This is a genomic window from Bacillus cereus group sp. MYBK220-1, from assembly GCF_051916445.1.
Classification (GTDB): Bacteria; Bacillota; Bacilli; order Bacillales; family Bacillaceae_G; genus Bacillus_A; species Bacillus_A cereus.
In genome coordinates this window covers 154,290-169,915 of the sequence record NZ_JBQAGQ010000001.1, presented here as the reverse complement: position 1 = coordinate 169,915, position 15,626 = coordinate 154,290, and the positions used below count along the sequence as shown (strand labels likewise).

Below are 15,626 nucleotides of genomic sequence, written 5' to 3'. Positions count from 1 at the left end.
GAAAGCTGCACCTATATTTTGGGTGTAGCTTTCTTCTTTATTTTATTAATCAGCTCTATGTACTGAGTATCTCCATATCCGATTGTTGGAAAAAGATAAAACAACTTTATTAATAATTCACGAGTTGATAAATCTTTATTTTTAGAGATGAATTTCATTACTGCATTATCTTCTGTTAACATTTCTAAAAATAAGTCTATAGCCTGATACATTACAGGTGGTACTTTATGAGAGGTCTTTTTATGGTTTACTAATACTTCATTGTATATAGAAGAATAATTCCCCAATTCAAGTTCAATTTGATTTACTTTAAATTCATCCTCTCTAAAGCTATTTAAGTATACCTTCCCTTCATAAGCAGACTGTTCAAGGTGAGAAAGTATGGTAAGTAGGTTCACTTGGCAAAACATATCTTCACCAAACCATAGAACAATACATTTATACTTTTTCGTAAAAAGGTTTTCTAACGGATCTATAACCTTTTTTATATAACTTTCTACTGAACTGTTATGTCCTTTCGCTCTTGTTTTAATAAACTCTTCATTAAAAACTTGAGTAGTAGCCGAGTTCACACACATTGCCTCATTAAATGGGGCATAATCAGAATCACCCATTAGCTTTTCGTTTTTAAATTCTTCATACATAACTTGACCATTTAATATGTTAAGTACCTCTTTATCAAATAGCTCACTCTTCCTATCTCGTAACTGTTCAACCTCTATTTTTCTAGAAATATTCATTTTAAACGCCCCTTCTTTATTTAAATTTAGTTTAACAAATGATTGACTAGGCATTTTGTTAAGTTGATATTCTCTTGGATTCATTCCAAAAACATTTTTACATATTCGATTTAGCCGTTCCTATTTATAGTGCGATAGAATATTCATTTGCTGGAAATGGGAATATCGTTGACTATGAGTATTCTATTACAAAAGCACTATTTGAAGGCTACCAAGAGGAAAATGAACTACCAAAAGAGATGATAGACAAGTTTCCATTATTTATTAAATTAAAAGAGATTTTTGAATATAGCTTAATGCATATGTATTGGGATAAAGAAGAATTAACGGAGGAACAAGTACGGATTATGAACCTTTATAGGATGAAGATCGAAAATAATAATACCTATATCAATATTTAAGAATGCTGTTGTTTAACTGCAAGGAAACTTTGGTTAAACAACAGCATTTATTAATTAGCTGACAACCTTTTTTATGACTTATAAGTACTGATTCAATAATCTTTTCAAATACACTTCATTTTGCGGTGATACTTTTTCAGAAAATCTAGCTGTAATAATAATAGGAGCCCATTGAAAAACTTCATCTCTTGATATGCCGGTACGACTGCAATATATATGTAAATACATCTCAGCTAATTCTACCGAAGATTGTGAGTACAACAAGTATGTTCGAAATACATCTGCGCGAATATCACCTGAACTAGCATCTACCCAATCTATAACTTTCACTTTCTCTTCCTTATTCAAAATCAAATTAAATGGATGAAAATCTCCATGACATAGCCTAAAATCAAATGTAATAAAATCTAATTTTTGTAATATATCCTTCTTTTTGCGTTCATCCAATTTATGCACAGATTTAATTTGACGCTCTAACCTTTCCCTCATTAACTCCATTTCATCTGTATTCACATGTATAGCATGGATTTTTTTTTGCTCATTAACACAAAGTCCGATATAACGCTCTGCCTCATTTAAATTATTAAGTAGGAGATAACCAACACTGTCCCCTTTTACGTATTCCATAATAATTGCCTGTCTATCGTGTATCTTTGTCACTTCAAATACGTTTGGAACTGGCAGTCCGCATGAATACGCATATTTTTGTTTTTTTGCTTCCTTTATAGACTCTGTATCTGGGAGGTAATCTTTAAATAATTTTACAACCTTATCATCAGTTAAATAAATTTCTGCAGTATTCCCTTTTGCAATTGGATTACCTAAAACCACTTCATTTCTCCCCTTAACATAAATTAAAATAACACCTTGTACTTCTCTTTAAATTCACTGTAACCCTAGCTAAAACCTTCTTCACGAATATACAAAAAACTTACCGCTTTTCATCCTTAAATAGAAAGCGGTAAGTTTAATTGTTTAGGAATATCAGAATGAAACTCTGATGTATGCACAATTGAAAATGTATATCCTTGCTCAATAAATGATACTTCATTACGTTTACATTCAAATGATACACTATTTTTCTTAAAGTTATTTTGGATTCGCTGTAAAAATGCGACGTCTGGTGTTCCGAAAGAAACGTGTACTTTCGGTGATAGGGCTTTCATCGCGATTGGAATCCAAGGTCGCTGCCACCAAGTCGCGACGATATATGCAGTGCCACCTATAACAAAGTTAAAAATATCCCCATCTTCCATCGTTTTCATATTTAGATTTGATTTTAACCATTCCGTAAAAACAGGTACACTTTTAACAGGAAGACCAATTTCCCTTACGTATAAAATGTTTAAAGGTGAGTGTGGTACTAATACATCCTCTTTAACATAACTATGTGCGATAATTTCGAGTAGATTTCCATCTCCGTCTTTAAAGTATAAATTGAATAGACCATTCTCTTCACCAATTACATTTCCATTTTGCCATTTTACAATGAGTAATCCAGAGTCCTTTAACCATTTTGCTGTTTCATGGAATTTTGAATATGGGATTTCAAAAGCAAAATGTGCAGGTGCGATTGGTTCATACACTTCTTGAAAACTAATTGTTGTATAAGGTGTTACTTCAAATTGAATGAAGGATGCTGTTTCTTTTTTTATTGGAAAAGATAATATGTCCTTATAAACTTGTTTTACCCCTTCTATAGAAACCGTTTGTAGTTTTATATCTGATATATGTGTAATCACTTTACATTCCCCCTCATTTCTTATTATCTATTCGTATTGTATTACACTTATAAATAGATAAAATCAAACGGAAGGATGGATTTTTCATATAGAAACTACAACTTTAGTATGAATATGTTAGCTCCAATTATTTTTTATTTCCACTATAACAATTTCTGGTTTATCCCAGTGCAACATGTGTGTAGTATCAGGAATTACTTTTACTATACTGTCCGTTTTCTCTTTAAAAACATGTACTGTCTTATCTCTATAATCCGCCCAAACTTGTGGGACTGTAGCTCGAAGTAATACAATATTAGCCGGTAGCTTCTCATATATATCTATCGTTTCATCTTTATGCATACCTCTTATTATATTACTAGCTGTATTCCCCCTGGCATGCCACCATACTTTATTATCCATTTCGATCCCTAGATCCTTTACAGCAACTTCTAACAATGAAGACCACCTAGTATAAGCTTCTTTTTCACTTTTGAAAAATTCGTCCCAATTATTAAAAACGTATTCATCAAAGTCCTTTTCATAATAAGCAATTTCTTCTTCCAACGCTTCTTCTTGAAGCCTTTTTGTTTGATATCCACCATCAATAAGAATACTTCCTTGTACTTTTTCTGGATGATTTAACAAATAAAATAACGCTACAAAACTTCCCCATGAATGTGATAGAAAATAGAAGTGTTCGATTCTCAATTCATTTATTATTTCATTTAACTACTTTGCTAAATTGTGCATCTCATAATCTTCTGTTCTTTCAAATGGCGGGGTTTTACCGTGTCCAGGTGCATCAACGGAGATAAATCTATACTCTTCTTTTAATTCTTCAGCAATTTCTATAAAACTTAAACTCGTACTACCTAATCCATGTAAACAAAAGATAACGGGCTTGTCATTATTCCCCCATTCAGTAATATGTACATTTATTTTTTCATTGCTAATATAGTAACGTTTCAAAACATTTATCCTCCATATTTTGATTTTTTAATTTATACTTTATTTATTTCTATTATTTTCAAGTATTTCCTGTATTCTTTTCCACACAAAAGGCTGCTTTTCATTTAAAGAAAAGCAGCTTTTACACTAAAATATATTATAATTTAACAGCGATAATCATAAATCTTTTTGAATTCGTACGAATCCCTTTTTCAGAACTATTCGTTTCAATGAACTTTTGTAAAATAATAAAATCTTCTTCCTCTTCTCCAAATCTAGGAATAATAGGCGTATGTTTTAATAAGAAAATGAGATCTTCAGACGTACTGTAATAATCAGTAACATCATATTCACGTACTTGCACGAGATCAAATCCTGCACTAATAAGTTCATCCATATACTTTTCTTTTAAAGTGCCATCTCGTTCATCTAAGCATTGTCCTCTGCCAAATGCTTCTTTCAGGTTTAATTTATCATTCTCACTTACTTGTTGCGTTAAGAAAAAAGCACCTCGTTTCATTACTTTCGCTAACTCAGATGCTATAAACGGTGCGTGACAACTTGAAGCGATATCAAAATGGGCATTCTGAAACGTTAACGCTTCAGAACCCATTTGAAGAAACTCAACATTTTGTACACCTGATTTTTTCAAGTTGGAATGTGCCGTTTCAATCATGCCGTTAGAATTATCAATTCCAATCAACAATTTAGCTGATGATGCTATGTTAAGTACATTTTCTCCTCCGCCTGTACCAACATCAAGTAAAATATGTGATGGTTTACACCTTTCTTTTACCTCACTATAAAAGTCCCATGTATCTCCTACAGTTTCACATTTTATTTTACTAAAATCCCATCCATTTAATCTTCCTACTTTATCATAGAAGCTTTTATACTCTAATTCGTTCATCTTATTACTTCCCCTTTGTAAAAATAAATTAAATATGTATAATAACCTACGACACTCCTTAATTATATATTATAAAATACAAATTATTAAAACAACATTTCCCTTCAAACTACAATAAGTTTACATAATATTTTTATGGTTTATCTTTATCTATATATTCTAAATGCCCTCTTCCCCAACTACACATACTATCCAAAACAGTACTGACTGTTTTTCCATGTTCAGTTAAGCTATATTCTACTTTAGGTGGTATTTCTTGATAAATTTCGCGTTTTATTAGTTGATCTTGCTCTAATTCACGTAATTGCTTTGCTAACGTCCCTTGAGATATATCTGGTATTAATCTCTTTAATTCACCAAAACGTTTCGTTCCATCTGTTAGCAAAATAAACAAAATGAGTGGCTTCCATTTCCCACCGATTATTTGTAATGTTGCTATTACCCCTTTTAACTTCGGTTCTTGTAAATCCATTTTTCTCACCTCTCCTCAGATATCATAAAGTGAAACTTTAATCAGTGGGGGTTTTGTTCATCCCACACTGATTATTAGTTGAACCAATCGGGCTTTTACGGGCAGTTGATCTCTTACCTAACTTCCTTGCATTTTCCTAACTTTGAGGTGAGAGTTTTACTGCCCGTTAATGCGGGATAAACAATATGTAGAAATTTTTCGTATTACTTATCCGCATAAATAGCAATTAGTACGAAATTTGCGACTATGTACATATAAAGTGCGTACTTTTCACTTGCTCCCTTTTAGCGAATAATAAAAGCATAGCACAGTTATATTCTAAAGTTTTTTATTAAAGGAGTGGCTAAAATATGTCTATTACTACATTAGAAAATAGCCGTATTGTTATCATTGGCGGGAGTTCTGGTATTGGATTAGCAACAGCAACTCAAGCAATTAAACAAGGCGCACATGTTATTATTGCCGGACGCTCGGAAGAAAAATTAAAAGTTGCTCGAGAAGTAATAAATAACAATCATCTTCAAACTTATATATTGGATAATCAAAATAAAGAGCAATTACAAAATTTTTTCAAGACAGTTGGGAACTTTGATCATTTATTCACACCGGGAGCCTCTTATACACTTGGACCAATTACCTCTACAGAGGAAATTGCTGAAAGTAGCTTCATCGGAAAGTTTTGGCCTCAATATTATACCGTAAAATATGCAATTCCTTTTCTTTCAAACTCTGGATCGATCGTGTTAATGTCCGGTGCCTTTAGTCAAAGACCACTTAAAGGTGCGCCTGCTTATGGAGCTTGCAATGGTGCTATTGAAAGTTTAGGGAAGGCCTTAGCTGTGGAATTAGCTCCTATTAGAGTTAATGTGGTTTCTCCTGGAACAATACAAAGAGAAAATGAACAAAATGAAAATAGACTAGTTGCTTACGAAGCTTATAAATCTCTTTCACTTGTACAACGAGCTGGATATAATGATGAAATTGCACATACTGTCCTATATTTAATGCAAAATAGTTTTACTACGGGTAATGTATTATTTCCTGATGGAGGGTACACATATCATTAATTATTAAAAATTTAATGCCTCCTTGTATTAACTAGTATTAAGGAGGCTATTATTAACTAAAAAAGGGATATATTAATGTAGGATCTTCTTTCAAAAGTTCTGCTAACAACAATAATTGCGGAAAAGGTCATAAGATTAACTCTTTATCCAGCAACCCCTTTTGTTCTCGAATCATACCGCCTCATCCAATAAAAGCCGCCCTAATTTCTATTCCCTACACTTTTATATAAAATTAACCTTATAAAGGTAGGATTCAACAACTTCTTACAGAATTCTATATTTAATACGTATTGGACGGATTATTTTCAAATTCCTCTTTACTAAAGGTGGTTCATACAATTGTGAAATTTGTACAAGAACGAAGATTAACTGTCAAGACAATTTTTTCAAAAGAATACAAGATTTTTATTTTTGGTTTACTCATTTCACGAATCGGGGATTCATTATATACTTTTGCACTGCCTTGGATTGCCTATCAATTAACTGGTTCAGCTGTAATTATGAGTTCTTTATTTGCTGTAAACGTATTGCCAATCGTTTTATTTGGCCCTTTAGTTGGTGTACTAGTTGATCGATATGATCGAAAAAAGTTACTTTGGATGGCGGATATTACCAATATTATTTTAGTAAGTCTCGTACCAATTTTACATGCATTACATATATTAGAAGTCTGGCATTTATACGTAATTACTTTTATCTTAGCAGTTATGTCCATGCTTTTTGATGTAACAACAGTTACAGTCATTCCACACATCGCAGGTGCATCATTAACGAAGGCTAATTCTTTATATCAAATGGTTAATCAATTGGCTAGTTTGTTTGGTCCAATCATAGCTGGGCTTTTCATATCTTTTATTGGCGGCTTTCAAGTACTTTGGATTAATGCTCTTTCATTTATTGCTACATTAATTGCTGTGATTATATTACCTTCTATAAAAAACTTAAATAAAAAGAATACTGATAAAAAAATATTGCAAAATGTACTAAATGATTTGTTTGATGGATTTAAATGGCTCAAAAATGATCGGTTAAATATAGCTTTGTCACTTCAAGCTATGGTAGGTAACTTTGGAGCAAGTGCTGTTTTAGGTGTACTTATGTATTATTTATTATCGACATTAAATCTTACCTCCGCACAAAGTGGTTATAATTATACTTTAATAGGAATAGGTGGGCTTTTAGGAAGCTTAATTGCCGTTCCTTTAGAAAAGAAATTTCGACGTGGTATACTTATTCCTTTACTCCTATTTTGTGGAGCGCTTGGATTAACATTTGCTTTATGGAGTACATATTGGCTTGCTCCCGGAATTGCTTTCGGTATCGCGATGACATGTAATATCACATGGAATACGATTGTTACATCAATTCGGCAGGAAACTGTTCCATCCAATTTGCAAGGACGTGTTTTAGGTTTTTCTCGTGTACTTACACGATTATCTATGCCATTGGGGGCATTAGTAGGTGGAATTATTTCAGCCTACAATCCTGTATTTATATTTGCTTTAGCTGCTTTTACTAAAATAATTGAAGTCTTTATTGCCTTATGTAGTCCGATACGAAAACTGTAAAGAGGAAAAAATTATATATTTTGAGATATTAATAAAATAAAAAAAGGCATAAAACATGCCTTTTTTTATTACTTATTTGTTTATTGGATAACAAACTTCTGTAACCCACTTATTAGGATCGGATTCCATCGCTGGGCTCACATGATAAATATTAAACATCGGGCCTGCTAATTTGTAACCCTCTGTCTCAATCCATTTTGCCGCAGCCTCATTTACAGCTGTCATCTGTCCATAACTTCCATTAACTGTTATAGAAGCTACATTAGTCGATTCCATATTTTTAAATGTAACGTCTTTTGTATTTTCGTGCTTACCTAGAATACTTAGCTGTATTTCTATATCTACATCATTTTCTTTGTATTCACGATCATGGAAAACCGCAATACTATAACTCGGTTGGGCAATACTAATATTTTTCATTTGAATTTCTTGCATTAATACACTCCATAAATCACCTTCGCAATTATACGATGGAATAATCTTTCTAACACTAGCTACAGTTCTTTCTGGAATTTCTTTTATTGAAACATGATAATTCATCTCAACAACATCCTCTCTCATCGTTTTCATTGAGTCTTCAAGGAGACGTAATTGTTTTTGGAGGTTATTCATGTCTTCTTTAATTTGAGCACTACGATTTAAAAATTGCTCTTTTATGGTATCTATATTATCGCATTCTATTATTTCTTTGATGGTAGCAATATTAAACCCCATAGCTTTTAACGTTTGAATTTGATTTACTTTTTTTAATTGGTCTGCTGAATAAAATCGATATCCACTCTGCTCATCGACTTTTACTGGTTGTAGTAATTCCACTTTATCGTAGTGTCTCAACATTCGTATACTAATGGAAGATAGTTTTGAAAAATCCCCTATTTTAAACATGATTTCCTCCTATAAGTTACATCTACTTTGAAGCTCAACTTTATCTTAAACAATGACATTGTGTGAGGGTCAATCGTTTTTTTGACGATTTAAACGATAATTTAACATGTTATATTTACATAATTAAAAATCTATATTCCTATTTTATGACTACTACAATTGACAAATCCATCATTAGTTATTTTTCTCTAAACATTCATAAACCGCCATCATATCTCGTTTATCCAACTCACGTATGCGATTAAAAATTGGTATTTTTCCAACAGCTTCTGTTAATAAGCTTTCATTCACAACATCACTTGCTTTTCCAGTTAACCACGTTTGTACATCCACGCCCTCGACAACTTCTTTTAACCCTTCGTCATTAATACCACTTGCATTACAAGTTACACATGGAATTGTTAGTTTAAAGACACCATCATGTAGATTATCTTCGGTTATCACTTTCTTACCTTTACAAAATGGACATGGATTACTTTTTTTAATTTTATTAATTTGGGTAACTAATTTTTTGTATCCAAATGCTTCGTATACATACGTAAGTTTTTTATATTTACCATTTGTGAAATACTTATCTATAATGGTTTCTCTCGTTTCATAAACATTAGGGAAATCACAAACAGTTACTTGATTATTAACACTAATGGATTCGATATTTCCTTTTATTTCGCCCCAGAATGGTAAGACATTTTGTAACACCATTTCATAGTTTGAAAAGCTTGCTTGTTCTAATTCAAACATTTTCAATGCAACTTGTGCTTTTCTTGGCAATAAAGAAACATCTTCCGTCAATACCATATCGCCACCAACAATAGACTTCAATTTAACAAGTGCCGGTAAATCACCAACTGTTTTCAATACTTTATTAATAGGCTGATTGATTATTTCACGAATATCTACGTTACCAAATTTAAGTGGTTTATGATGATTTAAAACCGTCCCCTCACAAATTGGACATTTCATCATTTTTTTTGAACTCTTAATTTCTTCTTTAATAGGTGCTTTTGAAATAACAATATATCCACCAATAATTGTATTAAACCCTACCCATGTTCTACGTGTCTTTCCTTTTTTATCATAAAATGATTTTTCAAAATATCCGTACCAAAACGTATGCTTTTCTTCTTCTGACATATCATTATAGCTCTTTGACAAATCGTGACCAAGCTCATTTTTTATTTCTTCGAATAGAAATTCTATTTTTTCATGCTGATAAAACTTTAATACCTTCATGATTTCTGGATCGAATAGCCCATCCCAAAATGGAACACTTTTATCTTGAATGGCAATATCTTTATCAAAAACTTCAATTTGAAGACGTCCAGAACAAGATGGACAATGATTGTCCTGTGAATAGAAATCAAAACTTCTCGTATCTTTATTAATTGGATAAGAAGCTACAATATGATTAATTAATCCACCAATCTCATATAAGAAACTATATTGACTATATAAATGTCTTTCAAGATCAATAGCAATAACAGGTGCGATTGTATCAGATTCATATTCACCATAAATTAACCTAGCCATTGATGATAAACTTTTTAAAATACCGCCCTTATAAACATTTTCGGCATTTTTAAAATAGTTAATATGATTTTCTTCTAAATAGTGAACTCCTTTTTTCTGCTTAAGCATTGAAGAGATATTTATTTTCTCTGTGCTATTCACATTACTTTTTTGACGATAGTAATCCTCATGATTAACAACATCCAAATGCTCTACAGATTCATTCTGCCTTTTTCCAAAATCAACTATATAATCAGAGCTTTCTAACATGTAACGATTATGCTCAATCATAATGATAGAAACTGATTCATCTTGCAGAATACCTCTAATACTATCGATAAATTGATTTAAAATATTTTGTGATAAACCTTTTGAAGGCTCATCAAAAATGAATAATGTATGTGGATTTCTAGTGTTTGCAAATAATTCCGAAACTAAATGAACACATTGAAACTCACCTGTCGATAATGTTTGTGTTTTTCTCTCTAATGTTAAATAGCCAAGTCCTAATTTAATTAGTAGGCTCAAACGTTTATAAGCGATATCTTCATTTGGAAGTTCATCAATAATATCCTCAATCGAGCGCTCAAAAATATCATCAATGTCTTCACTATACTTTGTTAGTTTCTTTTTAATATCTAGGAAAGTTGCTACAGTTGATCGACTTGTAATTGATTGATTTCGGTCTTGTCCCACCATAACTAATTTATCTTTTGGATATCTTTTCAAGAAATCTGTAGCTAGACATTCATTGACAAGTGTAGATTTCCCACATCCTGATTCTCCTGTAACCGTTACAAGCCTGTTTTTAGGAATTTGAAACTCCTCCATTTGGATATTACGGCAATATAAATCATAGAATGTATAATATTCTGTTGGTATTTCTTTATTTCGATCCCACAGTATTGACTTTGGTCTTGGTGATTCTTTCACAATTTTCCCGCCATATTTTCCGCTACCAGGTCCAAAGAACAATTGCTCATCAGTTGTATCTAGTACCGTATCTGAATGATCAATAAGCCAAATTTGATTTTTACACCCTAATCGTTTTATCTCTTCTAAAATTTGTAATAATGTTTCATGATCAAGTCCAACTGAAATCTCATCAATAATAATTACAGCATTTTCACTTACTGCCATGAATTCAGCCAAATAAAGTCGTGTTAACTCTCCACCTGACAACGTACCCATAATTCGATTTAATGTTAAATAACCAATGTTCATATTAATAATATTTTGCAGTATATGCTGTTTTTCTTCACTAATATTTAATTCTTTTGCTAGTGAAAGAATAGATTCAACACTTAAATCATTAATATTTGAAATTGAATGTGGCTTGGCCAACAAATCAATTTCATGTTGTTCAATTTCTTCACTATAACGTTTTCCCTTACATTTTTTACACTCAACATTTTTTGTAGTACCACGGCCTTTACAACCAGTACACCAGCCTAATTGATTATTAAATGAAAAGACCTCTGGAGAAAGATTAAATACTTCAGCAAGTTTTTCCCGAACCTCTGTAAAAACACCAGTATGAGTACCAATCGTTGAACGCGGATTAGACGAAATCGATGATTTTCCTAGAAAAAGTACTAAAGGCATTTCTTCCATCTTAATGGCACTAAAATTTGTTTCCATAATGTTAGGAAATAAATATTGATATTCAGCCTTTGGTAATAAAGAAACTAATCGTTTTTTTGATTCTTCACCAATTGTTTGGCAAAACGTTGTTTTACCCGATCCAGATAAACCAGCAATTCCAAACGATTTATTAAACGGTATAGTTGCATCTAATTTATTTATGTTATTAGCAATTAATTGATTTACTTTCATATTAACCTCTATTCTTATTTATTCACAAAAGCATTTTTACAATATAATAATTACATAATGAATATTACCTATTATGCAATTATCTTCTTACTTCATGAATCTTATCCTTGTATATTTCAAACCATTGTTGCCATTCATCTTTAGAAAATTCTTTCTCTTCTCCTTCTAAAACGCAAGAAAAAAGATTTAAACAAATATGCCAACCAGCTATATCTCTCGGTGTATGATCTGTTAATTCATGAATGTACTCTTTAAGAAGTAACAAAGTACCATTCTCCTCTTTATGTATTTCAAATCGGACACGGTCTTTATCCCAAGTAAATTCAAGTACTGAGTTTAGTTTACACTCTAAAATATCAATGTTTATGAATGAACCGTCCATCATGTCGAACTTTATTATTCCACCAGTTTTAAGGCTTTCAATCTGTAAATTGGACATCCATTTTTTCAGCTTACTGTTTTCTGTTAATACAGACCAAACTTCCTCTACCGTATATGGAAATTCGCGTTCAAATTTTACAATATATCCATCAGTTAGTTTCCCAATTTCAGCTATCATTTTGATTGCCTCCTTATATAGAATGTATGTTCTCACTTCATTTTACACGAATATAAATATAAAATAAATATTTATAACAACGAAGTGTTAATTTAAAGTGAATGGTGCTGAGAAAAACTTAAATATTTTCTAAATCGAGTTATATAATATTGAAAATTAAATATAGATTTACGTACAAATAAAAAAAGCCGCATTTGCGACTTATGAAATCATAGGATTAACTCCTGTTTTTGTGGAATGATTAATGATTAACGCTTAATTGCATCGACAATTAGCGATGGAAAACCAAGTTTATCGCCTTTATTTCTAGAATCATACCTTTTCGAACGGAAAATAACACCGTCGTTTGCATCCCATTCGTTGTAATAAAACCGACCATTTTCATCACAATATTCAAGTAAAACTACCTCGAATCCAGCAGTTTCAAACATTTTCGTTAATGTTATATAATTATGAACGATTTTATGACTTGCTGCTGGATGATCTTTCGGACCGGGGCCCCCTATTTGAACTATATTTTGATATGCCTCATCCTGAAAGAATGCATCAGGGACTCCGCACCGAATATGACCAGATGGTTTTAAAAATTCATAACAAATTTCAGCTGCTCTTACACCTTCTTCAAAAGTAAGATGTTCCCATACATGCTCAGCTAAAATAGCTGAAATAGAGTTGTATTCAAATCTTTCTTCCCACGTAGCTTTATCTAGTAAGTTAAGTTCATCTTCTTGCGTTTGAATCCAACCTGGATTATTATTAAACACTCCAGCTCCGACAACTACCTTAATTTCGTCTTGTTTTATTGCCACCATGTTCACCTCTTAAATATTTTAATTCATTAATATATTCTATGTTTACTATTATCCTTCCTCCTTTAACAAATTTAGTACCATGAGTCCAGTACAATACCGAACTCATGTCCTAAAAACTCTCTAACGTAACGATCTGTCTAACTCTATAAAATTAGTTCATAATATACGATTTTTCTTACAGAAATATAGCACAGCAAACATTAGCATAATACCAATTACGTAAAAAATTGTTGTTCCGCTCCCACCAGTATTAGGAATTACCCAGTTATTCTTCGCATTTTTCACTGTTATTTTTTGTGTCTTTACTGCTTCTGTAATTTCTATTTCTATTGAATCTCTAAGTAACATGTATCCGTTCGGTGCTTTTATTTCTTTAATCGTATACTTTCCAATTGCTAATTGGTTGGAAATCACCTTTCCTTTTTCATCCGTTATTAATCTACTAACTTCTTTCCCTTCTTTATCTAACACTTGAAATACAGCGCCTTTTAGCTTTAATTCACTATCCATATCATCAACTTTTTCAATTTCAAATTGCCCAGTCGGATCTGGCAATTTCTTATTTCCTATTTTAATTTCTACTACTGTATCTTTTTCTATTTTTACAGCTATTTTATCTTTTAATAATTCATAACCTTTAGGCGCCTCTATTTCCACTACGGTATAGTTTCCTATTGGTAAGTCTTTTGATATCACTTCTCCTTCTTCATTTGTTACTAGTTCTCCAACTACTTTTTTATTTGAATCTTCTATATGAAACTTTGCCCTTGCTAGTTTTTTATTTTTATCACTTATGTCTACTTTCACAAGCTTCATTTTCCCCATTGGATCTGGCAATTTCTTATTTCCTATTTTAATTTCTACTACTGCATCTTTTTCTATTTTTACAGTTATGTTATCTTTTAATAATTCGTAACCTTTAGGTGCTTCTTTTTCCACTAAAGTATAATTTCCTATTGGTAAGTCTTTTGATATCGCTTCTCCTTCTTCATTTGTTACTAGTTCTCCAACTATTTTTCCTTTTGAATCTTCAATTTTAAACTTTGCTCCCTCCAATTTTTTATTATCATTATTACTATCAACCTTTTTTATTTTTACTTTTCCTGTACTAGGCTTGTTCCAATGTTTCCAGTTAAATTTGAAATTGTGAAACTCAAATCCACCAGTTTGTTGTACCGCACCGACAAATGCTTGTCCATTAATCGAACCGCCTTTTGTTTCTAATACAGCATTGGGAGCAAACACACTCCCAACAACACCATATCCTTCTGTTGTGATCTTCTTCGCATTAGGAAAAACCCAAATCATTTTACTGTATAGCTCAGTAAATGGTGAATTAGGAGAATAGGGTTGTGATGTGGGAATTATATCCGTAGCCCTTCCAATATTGTTCTTGTCATATAGAATAGCCCCATTTTTAAATGTAACCTCTATCGCATCCGAATACATTACAATAAAATCTTTGTCCTTAGCATTTGGTAAAAATACATCTCTTATATCTAAATTAATTTTCCCTGTCAATTCTGATGAAACATAAATATTAGGATTGTTTATATCTTTTCCGATTCCATGACTCATATTTGGAATTGGGGTATTCGTTTTATATTGACCTGCATTTTTACTGACTTGGTTCACTATATTGCGAAATTCATTAAATTTCGCGTCAATTTCTAGTTTTTCTTTATAAACGATACGATCATAAGAGGAGTGTATGATGCGATCTGGATCACTCTCTTTTGTCATTACGACTATTCCGTTTTGAATGATAAAAGATTCTTCTCTTGATTTCTTAAATTTTCCAGACAATAACAAGGACGGATATCCCTCATCACCCCATTTTTCACCTACTATATTAGATGTTCCCGCTGCAGCACCTACAATCGTATACCCCGATGCATCCATATCACCTTGAACTGCAATTGCTCCTTCAATGTCGCCACCTATTGCTTTATGGTTACCAAAGACAACAGCATTATAACGCGATATATCTCCTAGACCTTCTAAGTTAGTCGTGGATCCATATGCTTCTTTTGGTACATATACGACAAAACTTACACTTAACATTAACAAAACAATAAAATGAATACTTACCAGCTTTAATCGTAGCCTCAATTCCTTTGTTCCCACCTTTACCGTATTTTTTCTATAGTCGAATAAAATGAAATTTTTATTAATGATGATTTACTTCATCTCCT

Annotated in this window: 13 protein-coding genes and 1 pseudogene; 3 read left to right on the top strand and 11 right to left on the bottom strand. The window is 31.9% G+C overall.

The annotated features are described in order from the left end of the window. Window positions 1–11: 11 nt before the first annotated feature. A complete protein-coding gene (locus tag ACTFRU_RS00740) occupies window positions 12–824 on the bottom strand; it encodes an AraC family transcriptional regulator (RefSeq protein WP_254915695.1) in 813 nt (270 codons plus the stop codon). On the opposite strand from ACTFRU_RS00740, the gene ACTFRU_RS00735 reads away from it, so the two are divergent. After that, on the top strand, window positions 815–1,141 hold the full coding sequence (locus tag ACTFRU_RS00735; RefSeq protein ID WP_086388508.1) for an aminoglycoside phosphotransferase: 327 nt from the start codon (window positions 815–817) through the stop codon (window positions 1,139–1,141). The two genes, ACTFRU_RS00740 and ACTFRU_RS00735, sit on opposite strands and share 10 nt — an antisense overlap. 78 nt (window positions 1,142–1,219) lie before the next feature. Here the strand turns inward: ACTFRU_RS00735 and ACTFRU_RS00730 are convergent, their stop codons facing one another. The 5 genes and pseudogenes from ACTFRU_RS00730 to ACTFRU_RS00710 all read right to left on the bottom strand — a co-directional run bounded on the left by ACTFRU_RS00730 (window position 1,220) and on the right by ACTFRU_RS00710 (window position 5,195). Next, a complete protein-coding gene (locus ACTFRU_RS00730) occupies window positions 1,220–1,972 on the bottom strand; it encodes an aminoglycoside phosphotransferase family protein (protein WP_290102491.1) in 753 nt (250 codons plus the stop codon). A 116-nt stretch (window positions 1,973–2,088) separates the two neighbouring features. Continuing rightward, the gene (locus ACTFRU_RS00725) at window positions 2,089–2,883 is read right to left on the bottom strand and encodes a VOC family protein (protein ID WP_071740591.1); all 795 of its coding nucleotides are present in this window, start codon (window positions 2,881–2,883) and stop codon (window positions 2,089–2,091) included. A gap of 117 nt (window positions 2,884–3,000) precedes the next feature. Beyond that, a pseudogene (locus ACTFRU_RS00720) lies at window positions 3,001–3,834 on the bottom strand (alpha/beta fold hydrolase). 136 nt (window positions 3,835–3,970) lie between these two features. After that, on the bottom strand, window positions 3,971–4,723 hold the full coding sequence (locus tag ACTFRU_RS00715) for a class I SAM-dependent methyltransferase (protein ID WP_086388510.1): 753 nt from the start codon (window positions 4,721–4,723) through the stop codon (window positions 3,971–3,973). 133 nt (window positions 4,724–4,856) lie between these two features. After that, on the bottom strand, window positions 4,857–5,195 hold the full coding sequence (locus ACTFRU_RS00710) for a winged helix-turn-helix transcriptional regulator (RefSeq protein WP_000365529.1): 339 nt from the start codon (window positions 5,193–5,195) through the stop codon (window positions 4,857–4,859). 350 nt (window positions 5,196–5,545) lie between these two features. Between ACTFRU_RS00710 and ACTFRU_RS00705 the strand changes: the two genes are divergently transcribed. After that, entirely contained in the window at window positions 5,546–6,262 is a 717-nt protein-coding gene (locus tag ACTFRU_RS00705) for an SDR family oxidoreductase (protein ID WP_086388511.1), read from the top strand. 341 nt (window positions 6,263–6,603) lie between these two features. Next, on the top strand, window positions 6,604–7,830 hold the full coding sequence (locus tag ACTFRU_RS00700; protein ID WP_290102490.1) for an MFS transporter: 1,227 nt from the start codon (window positions 6,604–6,606) through the stop codon (window positions 7,828–7,830). A 72-nt stretch (window positions 7,831–7,902) separates the two neighbouring features. Here the strand turns inward: ACTFRU_RS00700 and ACTFRU_RS00695 are convergent, their stop codons facing one another. The 5 genes from ACTFRU_RS00695 to ACTFRU_RS00675 form a co-directional block, all read right to left on the bottom strand. Then, window positions 7,903–8,715, bottom strand: coding sequence for a MerR family transcriptional regulator (locus ACTFRU_RS00695; protein WP_139849657.1), 813 nt, complete (start codon window positions 8,713–8,715; stop codon window positions 7,903–7,905). A gap of 174 nt (window positions 8,716–8,889) precedes the next feature. Continuing rightward, window positions 8,890–12,060, bottom strand: coding sequence for an ATP-binding cassette domain-containing protein (locus ACTFRU_RS00690; RefSeq protein ID WP_440037386.1), 3,171 nt, complete (start codon window positions 12,058–12,060; stop codon window positions 8,890–8,892). Window positions 12,061–12,139: 79 nt separating this feature from the next. After that, window positions 12,140–12,619: an SRPBCC family protein gene (locus ACTFRU_RS00685; RefSeq protein WP_440037385.1), complete on the bottom strand. Its 480-nt coding sequence runs from the start codon at window positions 12,617–12,619 to the stop codon at window positions 12,140–12,142. A 248-nt stretch (window positions 12,620–12,867) separates the two neighbouring features. Beyond that, a complete protein-coding gene (locus ACTFRU_RS00680) occupies window positions 12,868–13,431 on the bottom strand; it encodes a class I SAM-dependent methyltransferase (RefSeq protein ID WP_000225721.1) in 564 nt (187 codons plus the stop codon). A 156-nt stretch (window positions 13,432–13,587) separates the two neighbouring features. Then, window positions 13,588–15,543 (bottom strand): SpaA isopeptide-forming pilin-related protein, encoded by a 1,956-nt coding sequence (locus ACTFRU_RS00675; RefSeq protein WP_440037384.1) that lies wholly within the window; start codon window positions 15,541–15,543, stop codon window positions 13,588–13,590. Window positions 15,544–15,626: the final 83 nt, after the last annotated feature.

Coding starts and splice junctions, on each gene's coding strand:
- ACTFRU_RS00740 (WP_254915695.1), bottom strand. CDS start 824: ATGAATCCAAGAGAATATCAACTTAACAAAATGCCTAGTCAATCATTT.
- ACTFRU_RS00715 (WP_086388510.1), bottom strand. CDS start 4,723: ATGAACGAATTAGAGTATAAAAGCTTCTATGATAAAGTAGGAAGATTA.
- ACTFRU_RS00710 (WP_000365529.1), bottom strand. CDS start 5,195: ATGGATTTACAAGAACCGAAGTTAAAAGGGGTAATAGCAACATTACAA.
- ACTFRU_RS00705 (WP_086388511.1), top strand. CDS start 5,546: ATGTCTATTACTACATTAGAAAATAGCCGTATTGTTATCATTGGCGGG.
- ACTFRU_RS00695 (WP_139849657.1), bottom strand. CDS start 8,715: ATGTTTAAAATAGGGGATTTTTCAAAACTATCTTCCATTAGTATACGA.
- ACTFRU_RS00690 (WP_440037386.1), bottom strand. CDS start 12,060: ATGAAAGTAAATCAATTAATTGCTAATAACATAAATAAATTAGATGCA.
- ACTFRU_RS00685 (WP_440037385.1), bottom strand. CDS start 12,619: ATGATAGCTGAAATTGGGAAACTAACTGATGGATATATTGTAAAATTT.
- ACTFRU_RS00680 (WP_000225721.1), bottom strand. CDS start 13,431: ATGGTGGCAATAAAACAAGACGAAATTAAGGTAGTTGTCGGAGCTGGA.